15 protein-coding genes are annotated in these 17,881 nt (G+C 43.6%); 6 read left to right on the top strand and 9 right to left on the bottom strand.

Annotated elements, in window-relative coordinates; all coding sequences use genetic code 11:
- Positions 1-105 precede the first annotated feature (105 nt).
- The 3 genes from gcvP to ED652_RS15070 all read right to left on the bottom strand — a co-directional run bounded on the left by gcvP (position 106) and on the right by ED652_RS15070 (position 4,798).
- The gene (gene gcvP, locus ED652_RS15080; protein ID WP_122055342.1) at positions 106-2,985 is read right to left on the bottom strand and encodes an aminomethyl-transferring glycine dehydrogenase; all 2,880 of its coding nucleotides are present in this window, start codon (positions 2,983-2,985) and stop codon (positions 106-108) included.
- 88 nt (positions 2,986-3,073) lie between these two features.
- Positions 3,074-3,454: a glycine cleavage system protein GcvH gene (gene gcvH, locus ED652_RS15075; protein WP_004730871.1), complete on the bottom strand. Its 381-nt coding sequence runs from the start codon at positions 3,452-3,454 to the stop codon at positions 3,074-3,076.
- 51 nt (positions 3,455-3,505) lie between these two features.
- Positions 3,506-4,798 carry a serine hydroxymethyltransferase gene (locus ED652_RS15070; protein WP_054546921.1) on the bottom strand — a complete coding sequence of 431 codons (1,293 nt, stop codon included), beginning with the start codon at positions 4,796-4,798 and terminating at the stop codon, positions 3,506-3,508.
- Between the two features lie 440 nt (positions 4,799-5,238).
- Here ED652_RS15070 and ED652_RS15065 point away from each other — a divergent pair, with 440 nt between their 5' ends.
- From ED652_RS15065 to ED652_RS15055, 3 genes are all read left to right on the top strand, one after another.
- The gene (locus ED652_RS15065; RefSeq protein ID WP_017105927.1) at positions 5,239-5,862 is read left to right on the top strand and encodes a helix-turn-helix domain-containing protein; all 624 of its coding nucleotides are present in this window, start codon (positions 5,239-5,241) and stop codon (positions 5,860-5,862) included.
- A 493-nt stretch (positions 5,863-6,355) separates the two neighbouring features.
- Positions 6,356-7,489 carry a glycine cleavage system aminomethyltransferase GcvT gene (gene gcvT / locus ED652_RS15060; RefSeq protein WP_029223675.1) on the top strand — a complete coding sequence of 378 codons (1,134 nt, stop codon included), beginning with the start codon at positions 6,356-6,358 and terminating at the stop codon, positions 7,487-7,489.
- 260 nt (positions 7,490-7,749) lie between these two features.
- On the top strand, positions 7,750-8,811 hold the full coding sequence (locus ED652_RS15055) for a trypsin-like serine protease (RefSeq protein WP_122055341.1): 1,062 nt from the start codon (positions 7,750-7,752) through the stop codon (positions 8,809-8,811).
- Positions 8,812-8,903: 92 nt separating this feature from the next.
- On the opposite strand, the gene ED652_RS15050 is transcribed toward ED652_RS15055, so the two are convergent.
- Positions 8,904-9,230 carry a hypothetical protein gene (locus tag ED652_RS15050; RefSeq protein WP_122055340.1) on the bottom strand — a complete coding sequence of 109 codons (327 nt, stop codon included), beginning with the start codon at positions 9,228-9,230 and terminating at the stop codon, positions 8,904-8,906.
- Positions 9,231-9,431: 201 nt separating this feature from the next.
- Here ED652_RS15050 and ED652_RS15045 point away from each other — a divergent pair, with 201 nt between their 5' ends.
- Entirely contained in the window at positions 9,432-9,749 is a 318-nt protein-coding gene (locus tag ED652_RS15045; RefSeq protein WP_122055339.1) for a helix-turn-helix transcriptional regulator, read from the top strand.
- A 95-nt stretch (positions 9,750-9,844) separates the two neighbouring features.
- Here the strand turns inward: ED652_RS15045 and arfB are convergent, their stop codons facing one another.
- Positions 9,845-10,255: an alternative ribosome rescue aminoacyl-tRNA hydrolase ArfB gene (arfB, locus tag ED652_RS15040; RefSeq protein WP_122055338.1), complete on the bottom strand. Its 411-nt coding sequence runs from the start codon at positions 10,253-10,255 to the stop codon at positions 9,845-9,847.
- An 87-nt stretch (positions 10,256-10,342) separates the two neighbouring features.
- Between arfB and ED652_RS15035 the strand changes: the two genes are divergently transcribed.
- Complete coding sequence (locus ED652_RS15035; RefSeq protein ID WP_122055337.1) at positions 10,343-10,948, top strand: beta-phosphoglucomutase family hydrolase; 606 nt, start codon at positions 10,343-10,345, stop codon at positions 10,946-10,948.
- Between the two features lie 91 nt (positions 10,949-11,039).
- On the opposite strand, the gene ED652_RS15030 is transcribed toward ED652_RS15035, so the two are convergent.
- From ED652_RS15030 to ED652_RS15015, 4 genes are all read right to left on the bottom strand, one after another.
- Positions 11,040-12,944 carry a diguanylate cyclase gene (locus tag ED652_RS15030; protein WP_122055336.1) on the bottom strand — a complete coding sequence of 635 codons (1,905 nt, stop codon included), beginning with the start codon at positions 12,942-12,944 and terminating at the stop codon, positions 11,040-11,042.
- Positions 12,945-13,166: 222 nt separating this feature from the next.
- Positions 13,167-14,915 carry a formate--tetrahydrofolate ligase gene (locus ED652_RS15025; protein WP_122055335.1) on the bottom strand — a complete coding sequence of 583 codons (1,749 nt, stop codon included), beginning with the start codon at positions 14,913-14,915 and terminating at the stop codon, positions 13,167-13,169.
- 293 nt (positions 14,916-15,208) lie between these two features.
- A complete protein-coding gene (locus ED652_RS15020) occupies positions 15,209-16,513 on the bottom strand; it encodes an inosine/guanosine kinase (protein WP_122055334.1) in 1,305 nt (434 codons plus the stop codon).
- Positions 16,514-16,629: 116 nt separating this feature from the next.
- Complete coding sequence (locus ED652_RS15015; RefSeq protein WP_017111959.1) at positions 16,630-17,106, bottom strand: CreA family protein; 477 nt, start codon at positions 17,104-17,106, stop codon at positions 16,630-16,632.
- A 248-nt stretch (positions 17,107-17,354) separates the two neighbouring features.
- Here ED652_RS15015 and ED652_RS15010 point away from each other — a divergent pair, with 248 nt between their 5' ends.
- On the top strand, positions 17,355-17,849 hold the full coding sequence (locus ED652_RS15010) for a hypothetical protein (protein ID WP_029223677.1): 495 nt from the start codon (positions 17,355-17,357) through the stop codon (positions 17,847-17,849).
- Positions 17,850-17,881: the final 32 nt, after the last annotated feature.

The raw sequence follows: 17,881 nt of genomic DNA, 5'->3' as shown, positions 1-17,881 counted from the left end.
AAGGTCAATGCTTTATTAGCACAGAATCTTGAATCTAAAAATAAAGTAAGAAAGCAAAAAAGCGAACCGAGTGGTTCGCTTTTGTTTATCTAAAATCTACAAAAATTAGTCTTCGTAGTTGTCGATGCTTGGGCAAGAACAGATTAGGTTACGGTCGCCGTATACGTTGTCTACACGGTTAACTGTTGGCCAGTACTTCGAGTTCTTCGTTGCTTTCGATGGGAAGCAAGCCAGTTCGCGAGAGTAAGGGCGATCCCATTCTGCGCCTGAAATGTCAACTTGTGTGTGTGGTGCGTTCACTAGAGGGTTGTTGTCTAGTGGCCATTCACCGGCTTTCACTGCTGCCATTTCGTGACGAATTGCTATCATGGCTTCACAGAAACGGTCTAGCTCTTCTAAATCTTCTGATTCAGTTGGCTCTACCATTAGTGTGCCAGCTACTGGGAAAGACATAGTAGGCGCGTGGAAACCGAAGTCCATTAGACGCTTAGCAATATCTTCTTCGCTGATACCTGTCTCTTCTTTAAGTGGACGAATGTCGATAATACATTCGTGCGCTACGCGACCGTTAGTGCCACGGTAAAGAACAGGGTAGTGAGGACGTAGTTTCTCCATCACGTAGTTGGCGTTCAGAATCGCCACTTTAGTCGCGTCTGTTAGGCCTGGTTCACCCATCATTGCGATGTAAGCCCAAGAGATAGGTAGGATTGAAGCACTACCTAGATCTGCCGCTGATACCGCGTAGTCAGAACCTTGTACACCGTTTTCGATGTGACCTGGTAGGAAAGGAGCTAGGTGCGATTTAACGCCGATAGGACCCATACCCGGACCGCCACCACCGTGTGGGATACAGAATGTTTTGTGTAGGTTCAAGTGAGATACGTCTGAACCGATGAAGCCAGGTGAAGTTAGGCCTACTTGAGCGTTCATGTTCGCGCCGTCTAGGTAAACCTGACCGCCCGCTGCGTGTACTTGTTCACACACTTCTTTCACTTGCTCTTCGTATACGCCGTGCGTAGAAGGGTAAGTGATCATGATGCTTGATAGGTTTTCTTTGTGCTTCTCGATTTTCGCTGCTAGGTCTGTCATGTCGATGTTGCCATCTTCATCACACTTAACAACCACGACCTTCATTGAAACCATTGATGCCGTTGCAGGGTTAGTACCGTGCGCAGAGCTTGGAATCAGACAAACGTTACGGTGAGCTTCACCGCGGCTTGCGTGGTAGCGTTGAATAGCGATTAGACCTGCGTATTCGCCAGATGCACCAGAGTTAGGCTGTAGTGAGAAATCGTCGTAACCGGTGATTTCACATAGCTTCTCTTTAAGATCTTTTGCTAGTGCTGTGTAACCAGCCGCTTGCTCTAGAGGTGCGAATGGGTGAATGGAACCAAACTCAGGCCAGGTTACTGGAATCATCTCTGCAGCAGCGTTCAGCTTCATCGTACAGCTACCCAGTGGGATCATGCCGTGCGTTAGTGAGAAGTCTTTGTTCTCAAGCTGTTTTAGGTAACGCATCATTTGCGTTTCGCTGTGGTGCGTATTGAATACTGGGTGAGTTAGGAACTCTGATTCACGACGGCAGTTTTCTGGAATTGCTGCAAACTCGTTTGATGCAATGTCAGAAGATAGTGCTTGAACGTCTTCTTTCACGTCGAAGATTGCAAACAGTGAGTTTACGTCGTCGATCGTTGTTGTTTCATCTAAGCTGATACCGATCTTACCCTTAAGAAGGCGAAGGTTGATGTCTGCTGCTTGCGCTTTCGCGTACAGTGCATCTGTCTTCTCTTCAGAGTTGATCGTGATGGTATCGAAGAAGCTGTTGTTCGTTAGCTCGTAACCCGATTTAGTCAGGCCAGCCGCTAGAATAGCTGTCATGTGGTGTGTACGACGAGCAATAGTACGTAAGCCTTCTGCTCCGTGGTAAACCGCGTAGAAAGACGCCATGTTTGCTAGAAGTGCTTGAGCTGTACAGATGTTCGATGTCGCTTTCTCGCGGCGGATGTGTTGCTCACGAGTTTGCATTGCCATACGTAGCGCTTGGTTACCGTGAGTATCGATAGATACGCCGATGACACGACCTGGCATTGTACGCTTATGCTTTTCACGAGTACCCATGAATGCAGCGTGTGGACCGCCGTAACCCATAGGAACACCGAAACGTTGCGCTGAACCGATGACTACGTCCGCGCCCATTTCGCCAGCAGGCTTAAGTAGAGCAGAAGCAAGTAGGTCAGTAGCAACTGTAACGAGTGTTTTGTTAGCTTGAGCTTTCGTAATGATGTCTGTTAGGTCACGAACTTCACCCGTTGTACTAGGGTATTGAAGAAGCGCACCAAATACGTCTTGCTCTGGAAGTGTTTCAAGAGCACCAACCATTACTTCAAAACCGATGTACTCAGCACGAGTTTTAACAACTTCTAGTGTTTGAGGGTGAACATCGTCAGCAACGAAGAATACTTTGCTCTTGCTTTTGCCAGCACGCTTACACAGTGTCATTGCTTCGCCAGCCGCTGTCGCTTCATCAAGAAGGGATGCGTTCGCGATTTCCATACCGGTTAGGTCCATTACCATTTGTTGGTAATTGAGTAGAGCTTCAAGGCGACCTTGAGAAATCTCTGGTTGGTATGGTGTGTAAGCTGTGTACCAGCCTGGGTTCTCTAAAACGTTACGTAGAATAACGTTTGGAGTGAATGTGTTGTAGTAGCCTTGGCCAATGAAGGTACGTTTTACTTGGTTTAGGTTAGCGATCTCTTTAAGAGAGGTCAGCATGTCCATTTCGCTCAGTGGCGCAGCAAGTGTCATTGGTTTTTCAAGACGGATTTGTGCAGGAACCGTTTCGTCGATCAGTGCGTCCAAGCTAGTCGCGTTGATCGCTTCAAGCATTTTCTGCTGGTCTGCTTTATTAGGGCCGTTATGACGAGCAACAAACTCGTTTTGAGTACCCAAGTCTTTTAGTAATTGGCTTTGAAGTAATTCAGTCATGATATGTTCTACTTTCTCTTTGGAGCCGTGAGCTAGCCCCTAAAATTAAGCTGCTCCAAAGAGCAGCTTTATTGTAATGAGGAACCTATTAGTCTTCTTCGATAGAGCTTAGGTATTCTTCCGCATCTTTAAGGTTGTTTAGTTCAGATGCATCAGACATCTTCACTTTAACAATCCAACCACCTTCATAAGATTCTTCGTTAATTAACTCTGGGCTATCTTCTAATTCTTCGTTGATTTCTACGATTTCGCCAGAGATTGGTGCGTAGATATCAGAAGCTGCTTTCACTGATTCAACTAGAGAGAAGCTTTCGCCAGCTTCGATTTCGTCTCCAGTGTCAGGCAGGTCAACAAACACAACGTCACCTAGCATCTCTTGAGCGTGCTCAGAAATACCGATAGTTACAGTACCGTCACCGTTGTCTTTTACCCACTCGTGGCTGTCTGCAAACTTTAGTGTATTGTCCATTGCTTATTCTCCAAAAATTTATGAGGTTTTAATTTAAATCTTAAAAACGGTTTAACGATAAAGAGGGAAGCGTTTGCAAAGCTCTTTAACTTGCTTGCGAACACGTTGCTCAACTTCAGCGTTGCCTTCAGGGCTTTCAACTAAGCCATCAAGTACATCGCCGATCCATTCACCGATAAGTTTGAATTCTTCAGTGCCAAAACCACGACTGGTTCCAGCTGGCGTACCTAAACGAATACCCGAAGTAATCATAGGCTTCTCTGTGTCGAATGGTATGCCATTTTTGTTACATGTGATCCCTGCACGCTCTAATGCTTCTTCAGTTACGTTACCTTTCAAGCCCTTAGGACGAAGGTCAACCAACATTAGGTGCGTGTCTGTTCCGCCAGTCACAATGTCACAACCGCGAGTTTGCAACACTTCAGCAAGAACTTTTGCGTTGTCGATCACTGAATCAATATAAGTATTAAATTCTGGGCCAAGTGCTTCGCCAAACGCCACTGCTTTAGCCGCGATAACGTGCATTAGTGGGCCGCCTTGAAGGCCAGGGAACACAGCAGAGTTGATCTTTTTGTTGATGTCTTCGTGGTTCGTAAGAATCATACCGCCGCGTGGGCCACGAAGTGTTTTGTGCGTTGTTGTTGTAACAACGTGTGCGTGTGGTAGTGGGCTAGGGTGAGCACCTGTCGCGATAAGGCCCGCGATGTGTGCCATATCGACCATTAGGATAGCGCCAACTTCGTCAGCGATTTCACGGAACTTAGCGAAATCAATAACGCGTGGGATAGCACTACCACCAGCAATAATCATTTTAGGTTGGCTTTCGATTGCTAAAGCGCGAACCGCTTCGTAATCGATTTCAAGAGTGTCGCGGTCTACGCCGTATTGAACTGCATTGAACCACTTACCTGACATTGCAGGGCGCGCACCGTGTGTAAGGTGGCCACCAGCGTCAAGGGACATACCTAGGATCGTGTCGCCAGGTTGAAGTAGGGCAAGTTTAACTGCGCCGTTTGCTTGAGCGCCAGAGTGAGGCTGTACGTTTACGTATTCACATTTGAACAGCTGCTTAGCTCGTTCAATCGCGATAGCTTCAACGGTATCTACGTGCTCACAACCACCGTAGTAGCGACGGCCTGGGTAGCCTTCAGCGTATTTGTTGGTTAGGCAAGTGCCTTGAGCTTGCATTACTGCTTTAGAAACGATGTTCTCAGAAGCAATAAGTTCGATTTGTTCGTTTTGACGAGTGTTCTCTGCTTGGATTCCAGCAAATACTGCGTCATCAGTACCAGATAAGTTCGTAGTGAAAAAACTGTCTAAGCTATGGTTTTGGTAAGCGTTCATTGTCGAGACCTTTCATTAAGCTAATGGTGATTGTTTTTATAGTCCATTAGGTCTTAAGTTGATTTCTGCATCGGTATCGTTTGCGCTATATAGGTATAGATAAACGTGAATTGCGTTATAAATATACTATTACAGCGTCTAAGCGATCGTTGTAGGGGCAATGCAGCACGAATTGTTTCCCAAAAGTTCGGGTAAAAAACAGCTCTTACAAATGTTAAATCTATCATTTGCTGCAAGCTGAAGCAGCATCTCTTCATCTAACAAGTCGATAACATAGCTCCGATAAAATCAATTTTCAACAAAAATTTCCAATAGGAAACGACTTTTCTTGTTTTGCTACGGGGAGCACGCTTTATTTCTGTGTGTGCTCTTTAATCAACAAAGCGCTTCATGCAACAATGAAATTAATAGACAGGAAGCAAGAAATTAATGAGGGACCTATGTCAGAAGACATTTATGATGAGTACCCATCTTTAACGTTGGCGAAGGAAACGTTAGACCAGAATATTGAACCACTTAGGCTTGGCCAGCGCATTAAAGATATCCGCGGCAAGCTTGGGATTACGCTAGAAGAAGCAAGTCAAAGAACAGGTTTAGCGCGTTCTACGCTCAGCAAAATTGAGAACGAACAAATCTCGCCAACCTTTCAGGCTATGCAAAAACTGGCGATGGGTTTGCAAATTGATATGCCTCAACTCTTTGAACCACCAAGGAAAAAAGTTGCAACAGGACGTCGTGACTTAACCAAGGCTGGCCAAGGTAAACCACACCCAACACCGACTTATGAGCATGAGTTACTTGCCACAGAGCTTTCTAATAAGAAGATGATGCCGTTTAAGAGCCGCGTGAGAGCGCGTACTTTTGAAGAGTATAACGATTGGGTTCGCCACGACGGGGAAGAATTCCTAATGATCATCTCTGGCGATGTGATGTTCTACTCAGAATTTTACGAACCCGTTCCTATGAGTGAAGGTGATAGCATGTATTACGATGCCAATATGGGTCATATGCTTATCTCGACCAGTGCAGAAGACGCGCTCATTTTGTGGGTGACTGCAAAATAAATTAACAATCTTAGAATTTCTTATAGTGAATACAAACGTTTGCTTTTGTTTCGAACGTTAAGCATTAGACGCGATATTGGTGTGATAATCATCAATATCGCGTTTTTGTATGTATCGAAGAATTGTTTTTAAATTGTTAAATGTCACATTTTGAGCTGTTTGACTATTGTTAAGGGTGTAAAACTGACGCAGGCTTGTTTATTATAGTGAACACGGTTTACTCATGTTGATTGAAGTTTACTGAAGTGAATTCTTAGAAAGTGACTTGTAGAGCTTTTGTACAGCTAACCTGATTTATCAAGCTAACGATATAAGCCTATATAAAAGACATCACTTTTTACTATCTACTGTTTCTAAGGTTAAGACGCCAAAGTTACTGACGCGAATACGCTGAGGTGACTAATGATGAAACTTATCGTTAGAAGCGACTCTAAATAGAGATATAAGCGGCAGACTCGATTTGGAAAGCCTGCAACGCTTCATGGAGAAGAAAATGACTCAAGAACACGCTAATCAAGACCTACTAACAACACCACTGCATGCACTTCACGTTGAAGAGGGCGCAAAGATGGTTCCTTTCGCTGGCTACGATATGCCAGTCCAGTACCCACTTGGTGTAAAGAAAGAGCATTTACATACTCGTGATGCTGCTGGTCTTTTTGATGTTTCTCACATGGGGCAACTTCGTCTACATGGTGCAAACGCAGCTGCTGTCTTAGAATCTTTGGTTCCTGTAGATATTATTGACCTTCCTTCTGGTAAACAGCGTTACGCGTTCTTTACTAATGAGCAGGGCGGCATCATGGATGACTTGATGGTAGCTAACCTAGGCGATCACCTATTTGTTGTTGTGAACGCAGCTTGCAAGACACAAGATATCGACCACCTTACAGCACACCTACCAGCTGACGTAGAGATGGAAGTGATTGATGACCGCGCTCTATTAGCCCTTCAAGGCCCTAAAGCGTCTGAAGTTCTCGCTCGCTTCCAACCTAGCGTTGCAGACATGTTGTTCATGGACGTTCAAAAAGTCGATATCGATGGCGTTGAATGCATCGTGAGCCGCAGTGGTTACACGGGGGAAGATGGCTACGAGATCTCTGTTCCTAACGATCACGCAGAAGCTCTTGCTCGTAAACTAACATCAGAGGCAGAAGTAGAGTGGATTGGCCTTGGCGCTCGTGACTCACTTCGTCTTGAGTGTGGTCTATGTTTATATGGTCACGACCTAGACACAACGACAACACCAGTAGAAGCTAGCCTTCTATGGGGTATTCAAAAAGTTCGTCGTACTGATGGTGAACGTGCAGGCGGTTTCCCTGGCGCTGATATCATCCTTGAGCAAATCGCAACGAAAGATGTTCAACGTAAGCGTGTAGGTCTAGTGGGGCAAACTAAAGCGCCAGTACGTGAAGGTGCAGAGCTGTTTGACGCTGAAGACAACAAGATTGGCGTTGTAACAAGTGGCACTGCGGGTCCTAACGCTGGCAAGCCTGTTTCTATGGCATACGTTCGTACAGACCTAGCAGCAATTGGTACTGAAGTATTCGCTGACGTTCGTGGCAAGAAGCTACCAATGACAGTAGAAAAAATGCCATTCGTACCTCAACGTTACTACCGTGGCTAGTCTCTTTTAAGAGAAACTATTAAGCTAAACAAAGCCTACTGTTTGCTTCTCTGTATAGAGAGGTTCAACGGTAGGCTTTTTTGTTTTTCGCAACGTATAAATTTAGAGTTATGAGCTGAGTAAGTTGTTTATAACTTCGTTTATAAAATGAGAGGTGTGGCCATATCGTTACAAATACTTACTATACTCGGGTTATGCCGCGTTATGGTGGCCACATATCATTTTTATAAATAGGTCGTAGTGGTTACAAGGAGTTAACTATGAATGTGAACCATACAATGAATCCGGTTCGTAAAGCCGCTTTTGGGGTTTTAGCGCCATTAGTCTATACATCAAGTGTTATGGCGACAGAATACTCGATCGAAAGTACTCCTAACGTGAGCGTAACACCTTATATCGTTAATGGTAGCAATGCTTCGGTAACTGAATTTCCTTCAATGGCGAGCTTGTTCATTGACCGTATTGATTATGATGGTGTTTACTCTACAGGCCCTTACTGTGGTGCGACCATTTTAGATAACTATTATGTATTAACGGCTGCTCACTGTATCTATGATGACGAGAATGCTCAACTTTTCACTGTAGTTGTTCCGCAATTACAAGATACCTCTTTATTCCCTAGTGGCGGTGTCCAGAAAATTCGAGTATCTGACGTTTATTATCGTAGTGACTATTCAGACCTTGAAGCCAATCTTTTGCCGAACGATATCGCTATTTTGAAGTTAGAATCATCTCTTGGTTTGACTTCATCCGCAGAAACTCAAATTCCTGATTTTGAAACATATCGAGATATCAATAACAGCTTTGTTGCAGTAGGACACGGTAATACAAAATCAGGAGAAGACAACACTACTTTGCTGCAAAAAGTTAATCTTACTTACGTTGACACAATCAATTGCAAAGCTGTATTCGGTACTTTAGTTACTGACAAGCAAATTTGTTTTAATGGTAATGGGCCGGATAACGGTCTATATGGTGGTACATGTCAAGGTGATTCAGGCGGACCAGTATTTTGGAAAAATGGTGTCACTTACGAGCAGGTTGGTATAACTAGCTTTGGGCCTAGAGTTTGTGGGGCAGGTATCGGTGTCACATCAGTTTTTACAGAGATTTATGATTATAAATATTGGATAACTGACGTAACTAACGGGGTTATCGATAACGTTGAAACCGTTCAATTTACCGCGAAAGAAGCAAAACGAGTTGCACTCGCTGGTAGAAGTTCTTCATCAGACTCAGGTAGCAGTGGTGGCAGCGTGTCATTTGGTTTGCTAGGTATGCTGATGTTGTTCGCGGGTCTTAGAAAAGCCGTGGTGCGTTAGAACTTCAATGTTTTGAACAAGTCGACGCTTTATCTAAGGATAGCGTCGACTTTTTTATTTCTGCAGGTTTATCTGTTGAGTGATTTACCCACTTAGTTACTTAGTTCTACAACCGCTTTTCGGCTGTACCTTTCTAGAATCTCATCCATTTCTTTTATCGCATCATTGATGCTTTTGATGCCACCTTCCGCGACACTTTTCTCACTTTGGTTCAATGCAGAAAAAGCCCGTTTCAATTCCTTATCTTCCAACATATTTCCGTGCAACAACACTTCTTTGTAGGTGAGTAGCCTATGCTGTACCGCGATAATTTGACTGCGGGTATTGTCTGATTCTAAAGCGTGCTTTATGCAAGGAAATGCCAATGTATAACGATTCGCAATTTCCAATTTGACGTCTTTGTTATTCGCAATTTGCAATTTTTATTATTTCCCAACACTTGAGTAATCAAGTTTACTAGCCTGAACGTTCATGACCGATCAAAGTGTGAAAGTTTATGAAACGTAACGTTTTTTAATAATCGCATAATATGCCTTTGATGGCGTATGTAAACCGTTACGAGTCAATATGGTCTGCTTCTTGCTCAAATTAGGTCATAACTGTCTATTGAGGATAAGCTTATGTCACAAGAACCCATAATAATGGCGCTGATTGATCGCAGAAAGCTCGCCAATTTGTCGCAAGAAAAATTGGCCTCAAGTGCGGGAATGAGTTTAAAAACCTATCAACGTATTGAACGTGGTGAAGCTGACATTAAAATGTCCCAGTATCGTTCTATCACAAGAACCTTGAAAGTGACAGATTTGGATGTCGTGCTTGATATTGTTGGTGCAACCCAAGCCACGGCGGAAGATGTTGCAGCGGTCAGTCGTTTACTGACCAGCGAAGAGAGAATGTTGTTGATCAAACTGATTTTGTCGGTCAAAAAACAGCCGTAGCGTTTTGGTCTAATAGGTCTCGTCTTTTATCTAAATAAATAGAGTTAGATCGGTTGTTTTCATGGGTGACGTGTTCACTGGGTGACATGAAACAATTATTCTACTCTTCCACGCAGTTGTTTAGTGGTACTTCTTTGCTTCTTACCTTCTAAACGTCTTTTTTGAGAGCCACGCGTCGGCTTAGTTGCTCGTCTTACTTTTTGAACCTTTGTTGCTTCCAAGACCAGTTCTTTCAAACGCACCAAAGCATCATCTCGGTTTTGTTCTTGAGTTCTATACTGCTGCGCCTTAATGATAATCACGCCATCTTTAGTGATGCGGCTATCTTTGTGCGCTAGGAGTTTTTCTTTATAGAAATCAGGTAGGGTGGAGTGCTTGATGTCAAAACGTAAATGTATCGCGCTCGATACTTTATTGACGTTTTGGCCGCCGGCTCCTTGTGCTCTGATCGCAGTTAACTGGAGTTCCCAGTCTTGAATCGAAACAGAGTTAGATATTTGTAACATAAACTTCCATTTTGAACGGTAATATGGGGTCATGATACTGAATATTGGTTATGGTATCAGTAACTTTCTTAAAGAGTGGTAGTAGTGATGAAAATAGATTTAACGGCGTATGAAGGGTTAATCTTTGATATGGACGGTACGTTGATCGATACAATGCCAGTACATGTAAAAGCATGGCAGCAAACGGCTGAAGAGTTCGGTTTTCATTTCGAGGCATCTTGGCTGCACAGCTTAGGTGGTATGCCGAGTTATAAGATTGCGGGTGAAGTGAACAGTAAATACGGTTTGTCACTCGACCCACAAGCGGTATCTACGTTTAAGATGGCATCGTTTGCGGCGATTGAAGACAAAGGCGATATTATCCCTTGTACGCATTCTCTTCTAATCGAACATCTAGGCAACAAGAAGATAGCGGTAGGGACAGGCAGTCAGCGCAAAAGCGCAGAACAGCTATTAGATAAAACGAATATCTTGAGCAAGCTGGATATCTTAGTAACAGCAACAGATGTGAAGAATCATAAGCCAAATCCAGATACCTTCTTGGACGCGTGTTTTGGTATGGGGTTACAACCTAAGCAATGTGTTGTGTTTGAAGATACCAATCTTGGTAAGCAGGCAGCTCATGCGGCGAACATGGATTGTATTCTGGTGGTCGAAGGGAATAAGTTGGAGTTCCACCCGGCACCTAACTGATTGCAAAATGGTGATGTTACTGAATGATAAGGCTGCTAAGTCAATGGCTCTCGGCCTGATCAACAGCCTAGCGGGACGATGTAGACTCTTGCTAGGCGATTTCGCTCATTTCTTTGTCTAGAAATAAACAGACTTGGTTTCGGCCTGCCGCTTTGGCCTCATATAACGCCAAATCGGCGCACTTGTAGTTAAGCGCAGGATCGCTAGTGATGTTGGTGATCCCGCCACTCACAGTCACTACGTTGTCGAGATCAAGACTGACAGCAACTCTCAACCTGTTAAGGACGTATTCAGCTTCTTCTGTTGAGGTGTGAGGCAGGATAACACCAAACTCTTCACCACCAATACGAGCAACAAAATCGGTTTCACGACATTCGCGTTGGAGCACTTTAGCGACCGTTTGAATGACTCTATCACCGTAGTCATGCCCAAATCGGTCATTAATGCGTTTGAAGTAGTCAATATCCAAGATAGCTAAACAAGACTGCTCGCGAGTAGGATAACGATTAACACGAGAGCATTCATCGCGCAGCTCAAGATCGAACTTGCGACGGTTCCAACAGCCTGCTAACGAATCTTTTTCACTTAGGTTTCTCAGTTTATTCTCGAGCTCTTTGTGTTTACTGATATCGACAAATGACGCGACATAAAACTGAATTACATCTTTTGAGTCTTTAATCGTTTGGATTCGCAGTATTTCAGTGATCAGAGAACCGTCTTTACGGCGATTTACCACTTCACCTTCCCATACTCCGGTCTTAGTAATAATGCGCCACATCTTTATGTAGAATTCTTGATTGTAGCGACCAGAGGCAAACATAGAAGGTTGGTGACCTTTTACATCTTCCAAGCTGTAACCACTTACGCGGGTAAATTCTTGGTTTACTTTGATTATTCCGTTGTTTCTATCGGTGATGACTAAGGCCGACATACCATTCATTGCTGCCTTAGCCAGTTGGCTATCGATGCTGTTCTTCTTGTGGTTTCTATTCCAAAGCACAAACCCAGCAGAAATCATTGATATCAGTATCGTTAAGGTAATGATCTGTACGATGATAGCGTGGCGTTCTTGTTGATACTGGCTATTGAACTGATGGTTTTTAACGTGAAGAACCATATAAATAGGCCCTTCAAATTGATCTATCTTAGGGCTGATATCTGAGTGGAAATACCAGTTTTCGCCATCAAAATAGCTAGAGGAAGTGTTGTCTTTAATTGCTTCCCATAATTCTGGGTAGCGCTTTGCGTAAGTGATCTCAGCACGAGACTCAAGAACATGACCAAATGATTCTTCTGGGTCGGGTCCCATGATGACATGGCCTGTTTTATTCAGGAGTACCGGAACAGCAGAAGATGTTCCGATTTGATAATGCAGGCGATCATAAATTTCGAGCATATTGAGGTTAGCAATAAAGTAACCAATGATGCGATCTTTTGATGTTACAGGCGTCATGATACGAAGCGCCGGAATTAACGGATGGACTATTTCCCCGTATTCGACTTCTAGATCGATACCATTTGAACTGACTTGCCCAATTTCTAGTTTTTGAAGAGTGTCAAAGTAACTGCGTGCTGATTTGTTTTGTAGTTCCTTGTCTGCAACAACTGTGGCTTGATTGTCTTTGTAGTTGACGCGGAACACTTCATTCCCTTGAATATCGAGATAACGAAGTTGTGAGTAATATTTTTGCCCACGAGCGAGCATCACCCACAAGTCTTGCAGCGCTTCTTTGTGAATCGTTGAGGGTTCTTCAATGGCACGAAGAAGGGTTTGTGAATTTGCTATAGAGGGAACGGAGTTAGATATCTGCTCTACGATGACAGAAAGCTCGTGGAAGCTGTATTCAATTTGGTTTTGACTTGATTGCTTAATATTTAGCGTGTGCTGAGTGTCTATCCGATCAAATTCAGAATTAATATAGAGGGCAGGGACTAGTCCTAGGGCAAAAATGGTACATAGAAATTGGCTGACTAGTTTTTTTATACTCGTATTCATCACTGTCCTTAAAGAATCAGCGCAATACTATATATTTTATGGGGTTTTTAATGTGATCTTTACCCAGAACTTAGAGCAAGCTTTGCATATAACTATGGTTTTAGTGCAACTTTTTGCAATTAAGGTTGCTAATCGAGCAACCATTCCTTTCTGAAATGACGGCTCGAAGTAGCAACTGTTCAGGTATATCGGTTAGATCGAAAATCAATTCGCCATCATTATTTAGCTAAGGCCAACGATATTTCCTTTTTCATCAATATCTAATGACATGAACGCCGGTTTATCCGGTAAGCCCGGCATGGTCATTACACTGCCACACAAAGCGTAGATGAACCCCGCACCGGCACAAAGCTTCAGTTCTCTAACCGGTACATCAAACTGGGTAGGAGCGCCTTTAACTTGTGCTTCTGTTGAAATAGATAGCGGTGTCTTTGCCAAACATACCGACAGTCTGCTGTATCCATGTTGGTTGAATTCAGCGAGTTGTTGCTTGGCTAAAGGTGATAGTGAAATACTTGCTGCGCCGTAACCGACCTCGGCGACTGCCATCAGCTTTTCCTCCAAGCTCTGCTCAGATTCATAAAGTGGTTTAAAGTCGCTCTCGTTTTCACACGCATTGACCACAGCTTGAGCTAATAACGTCGCACCTTCTCCGCCTTTACCAAAAGCTTCGCTGATTTCAACGGTCATATTAGGATCAAAGTCAGTGATCAGCTGTTTCAGTGTGTTTAACTCTTGAATCGAGTCTTGTGGGAATTGGTTGATGGCGACAACGGCAGGCACTTGGTATTGCTTAACATTGTTGATGTGCCATTTCAGATTCTCAAAGCCAGCGATAAGGGCGTCTTGGTCATCATTGAAGATTGACTCTGGCAATGCGGTGCCTGGTTTTAAATCGTATAAGCCTGAGTTGGCTTTTAGGCCACGTAATGTAGCGACGATCACGGCGCAATCTGGTTTTTTATTCGATGCTTTAACTTTGATGTTACACGCTTTTTCAAAACCCATGTCGGAGCCGAAACCGCCTTCAGTCACCACAAAATCACCCAGTTTGAGAGCAATCTTGTCGGCAATTATTGAAGAGTTACCATGTGCAATGTTTGCGAACGGACCTGCGTGAATCAGCGTTGGTACACCCTCAAGTGTTTGCATTAATGTTGGTTCAATTGAATCTTTCATTGTTACAGTCATTGCGCCTGCAACGTTGAAGTCATCTGCGGTTAATGGCATGCCTTGGTGGCTATAAGCGAGTACTACACGACCAATACGCTTACGTAGGTCTTGAAGGTCGTCAGCCAGCGCAAGAATGGCCATTAGCTCTGAAGCGGCCGAGATATCAAAGCCATCTTCGCGCTCAAAGCCGTTGATTGTTTTGTCTGCCTCGTTCTTACCTACCGTGATCATGCGCAATGCGCGATCATTATGGTCAAGCACGCGTCGCCAAACGATTCTGTTTTGGTCTATATCTAATGCTTTTAAGCCAGAGCGCGCTTCAAAGGCTTCTAACCCTTCACGTTGCTCATGATACAAACGAGCATCAATCGCAGCAGAGGCGAGGTTATGAGCCGCTGTTACTGCATGAATATCACCTGTTAAGTGGAGATTTAACTGCTCCATTGGCGCCACTTGAGAGTAACCACCGCCAGCAGATCCGCCTTTGACACCAAATACTGGGCCCATAGAAGGCTGACGAATACACGCCATCGCAGATTGGTTTAGTTTTGCGAGACCTTGTGCAAGACCAATTGAGGTGACCGTTTTTCCTTCACCGAGTGGCGTAGGTGTAATCGCAGTCACAACGATCAATTTTCCGTCTTGTTGGTCAGAGAGGCGTTCAAGTGACGTAAGAGAAACCTTAGACTTATAAAGCCCAAGGGGTTGATGTTCGTCATGATTCAGGCCAGCTTGCTTGGCAATCTCACTGATGTTTTTAAGGGGAGTTGAGCGACAAATATCAATATCAGATAGCATATTTGCTCCTTATATCAGAACCGAAAGGTGTTACGTAAACGTTTGCGTGGCGATAGTACTGTATAATTTGACCAAGTAAAGGCAAACCACACGAATTATGTGCTGGAAGATAACAGATCTAAACAGTCATTGCGCGAGATCAAATCTTAATCTGACAAAAAATTAGATTTGATTAGGTGTTGCGCCATTCACATAACTCACCAATAGAAAAAGGGCTGCATATAGCAGCCCCTTAGGAATTGGTCATCTTAGAATGCTTCACTAACCCGTTGGAATCAGTGCCTCAATCTAGATTAACGATCCCAGTATGTTTCTTCTAAGCTATCTTCGCGTTCCGGTAGGGCACGAGAAAGGCGAGGTGAGTGTTGAGTTAATACCTCGTAGCTTACACGGTTTGCGTACTTACAAATTTGAGACAGTGACGAGTAAGTTAGACAAGCGTGCTCGTGTTTCTCTGAGTTTGGTACATTTACGTAGTGGTAGCTGTTTGCTGCCATATCGTGTAGCAGTGCAGAAAGTGCGCCATCGCCTGCGCCATTGGTGTTCTTAATCTCAAGAGGACCACCTAGGTAAGGGCCAATGTGAGAATATACTTTTACTGGGTCTACACAATCTTGCTTACGCATAGCACGGCTGAATTCGTATTTATTGAATTCAGGGATGTTACCCGGTAATAATGGCAGTGTGGTTTCGCGTTTCGCTAGTTCGTCCGTGTAACCTGCCATGTACAAGCCAACAGGGCCCGCGGTACATAAAACAAGGTCAACCCACTCAAGCGCTTTATTCGCAGCAAGTAATGGATCTTTCTCACCCGTTAATGCTTCACCTTCGTCTTCGTTCATCGCGACGATAGTAACGTTTTCTTTCAGGTATTCTTGCCACCATTCAGCATTACCTTCGATCACGTATTTAGTACCAAGCGTCAGTACAACAGGCACATTGTGTGCTTTCGCATATTCAATCGCTTTTTGTACGGCTTTTGGCATTGGATCTTCAGGCTTACCGCGCATTAGGTATGAAGATACAACCAATGCAGAGGCTTTTTCGAAAATTTGCTCAGGAATACTTTCAGGAAGCAGTTGATTCATGTGTCCTTCGTTGATCGCAAACGTACGTTCGCCATCTTCGGTAATTAGCGTGTAACAACGACCAATTGGACCATCAACTGTTTGTAGGTGGTTTAAGTTCATGCGAGAAGAGGTACGGCAAAGGTAGCGGTAACCGAACGAACCCACTTCGATTTTCTTAGACATAACGCCAAGCAGAACTGATTTGCTGTCTGCAAGAACAGAGTAGTTGTGTAGCGTGTTACCAATGGTATCACCAGGGTATTGATGCGTAATCAAACCACGTTCAACTAGCTCTTCGTAAAGGGCATCGGCTTTACTTTCTTCCAATACAAGCGAGTGACCTTTACTCAGCTCATATTTTTCTAGGAACTCGTTGTCAACACGGGCTTCGATATCAACAATCGTTTGACCTATACCGACAACTGTTGCGCGGTGTAGCTTAGGTGTTTGTTGAATTTGGTTGACCAACGGATCACGGGCGTGAGTTGGAAAGTAGTGCTTAGATTTACGCTGTCCAGGAAATTTCATATGACAAATACAGTGAAAAAATTTTGCCGCATGATATCACATTTTGTTTCTGTTTCTTTCATTTTTATTACATTTTGAATCACCTGCACAATGTCTGTACAGGTGATTCAAGCTCGTTATTCCGTAGGGACTAACGTAGCAGGATCAACGTAAGCCTTTGTACCCCATAGAGGAACAGTGGAAAGGCTGTGTTTGAAACTACCCTCTGTTTCTTTTGTGGTGTAAGACAAGTAGAGCAATGATTGATTCTCTGCGTCGTAGATGCGGCGAACTTTCATTGTTTTGAAAAAGATACTTTTCGATTGCTTGAATACCACTTCGCCGGATTTGCTCTTGTCTATTTGAGCAATCATTTCTGGTGTGATTTCACCTGTTTGACGACAAGAGATAGAGCTATCACTTGGATCTGACAGGCTAAGGTTTGCTTCGATGGATGCTATATGACAAGTCACACCTGCGATCTTATCGTCATCTAGAGAAGACATTTTGATATCTTTCATGGTAAAGAAACCGAGAGATACGTCGCCAACTTCATTGTCTGAGCAGCCTGCCAACAATGTCATGATACCAACTGCTATTAAGGCTTTTTTCATAAGAAGTCCTTTTTATTTATATAGTTCTGTTTACTATAGGAATATTGAAAGCGTGAATACGAGTGTAGAGCTTTTCACCGAGTTCTTAAAGGATGTTGTTGGAGAATGAAAAATATGAAGCATTTAAAGTACTTGTTGGCCTTGGTCATGCTCTGTATGCTCTCTGCTTGTAGCTCGGCACCTCAGTCGACCATATGTCTTCCAAATAACTGTGATATTTGGGGATACTAAACGTAGGTACTAATAGAATGAATAACGAAATACCTGAAAATGCACATAAGAAAAACCAATGGCTATTCAGCCAACTCGACATTGCGTACCCCGCAAAAGAGAGCCTTCTCGGTCGAGACCTCTACAAAAGCAAACTTCCTCAAAAAACATATCAACTTCTTCCTCAAGATCAAACTCCTAGCCAATTAGATGAATTACATAAAGTCGACTTTCATAAGCTGACGGTTCTATTCTCGCTTAACCAAGCTAGCGCGTATCAAGATGAAACGGAAAGAGCGCATATTTTGGAGTTCTTAAGCCAAATAATGCTATCGGAAGAACATGAACTATTTGTAGGTACCAAGAACGGTGATGTGGTAGCGAGTGCGATTGTTACAGCGACTGACGATTCACTGCTGATCTCAGATGTTGTAAACCAGCATGATCAAGACTGTATTGGGTTTGCTAAACAGTTACTCGAATTTTGGGCACAAGATCAAGGTTCTAGCCATAAAGTATGGTTGGAAAGCTAAAGAACCTTTGATAAAGCGTTAATCTGAGTACA

This window comes from Vibrio sp. Evd11 (assembly GCF_900382755.1).
GTDB classification, from domain to species: domain Bacteria; phylum Pseudomonadota; class Gammaproteobacteria; order Enterobacterales; family Vibrionaceae; genus Vibrio; species Vibrio lentus.
Note: the sequence above shows the minus strand (reverse complement) of the source record. Positions and strands in the feature narration are given on the sequence as shown.

What these genes read in the sequence shown, in the direction of transcription:
- gcvP (WP_122055342.1), bottom strand. Translation starts at nt 2,985, where the DNA reads ATGACTGAATTACTTCAAAGCCAATTACTAAAAGACTTGGGTACTCAA.
- gcvH (WP_004730871.1), bottom strand. Translation starts at nt 3,454, where the DNA reads ATGGACAATACACTAAAGTTTGCAGACAGCCACGAGTGGGTAAAAGAC.
- ED652_RS15070 (WP_054546921.1), bottom strand. Translation starts at nt 4,798, where the DNA reads ATGAACGCTTACCAAAACCATAGCTTAGACAGTTTTTTCACTACGAAC.
- ED652_RS15065 (WP_017105927.1), top strand. Translation starts at nt 5,239, where the DNA reads ATGTCAGAAGACATTTATGATGAGTACCCATCTTTAACGTTGGCGAAG.
- gcvT (WP_029223675.1), top strand. Translation starts at nt 6,356, where the DNA reads ATGACTCAAGAACACGCTAATCAAGACCTACTAACAACACCACTGCAT.
- ED652_RS15055 (WP_122055341.1), top strand. Translation starts at nt 7,750, where the DNA reads ATGAATGTGAACCATACAATGAATCCGGTTCGTAAAGCCGCTTTTGGG.
- ED652_RS15045 (WP_122055339.1), top strand. Translation starts at nt 9,432, where the DNA reads ATGTCACAAGAACCCATAATAATGGCGCTGATTGATCGCAGAAAGCTC.
- arfB (WP_122055338.1), bottom strand. Translation starts at nt 10,255, where the DNA reads ATGTTACAAATATCTAACTCTGTTTCGATTCAAGACTGGGAACTCCAG.
- ED652_RS15035 (WP_122055337.1), top strand. Translation starts at nt 10,343, where the DNA reads ATGAAAATAGATTTAACGGCGTATGAAGGGTTAATCTTTGATATGGAC.
- ED652_RS15030 (WP_122055336.1), bottom strand. Translation starts at nt 12,944, where the DNA reads ATGAATACGAGTATAAAAAAACTAGTCAGCCAATTTCTATGTACCATT.
- ED652_RS15025 (WP_122055335.1), bottom strand. Translation starts at nt 14,915, where the DNA reads ATGCTATCTGATATTGATATTTGTCGCTCAACTCCCCTTAAAAACATC.
- ED652_RS15020 (WP_122055334.1), bottom strand. Translation starts at nt 16,513, where the DNA reads ATGAAATTTCCTGGACAGCGTAAATCTAAGCACTACTTTCCAACTCAC.
- ED652_RS15015 (WP_017111959.1), bottom strand. Translation starts at nt 17,106, where the DNA reads ATGAAAAAAGCCTTAATAGCAGTTGGTATCATGACATTGTTGGCAGGC.
- ED652_RS15010 (WP_029223677.1), top strand. Translation starts at nt 17,355, where the DNA reads ATGAATAACGAAATACCTGAAAATGCACATAAGAAAAACCAATGGCTA.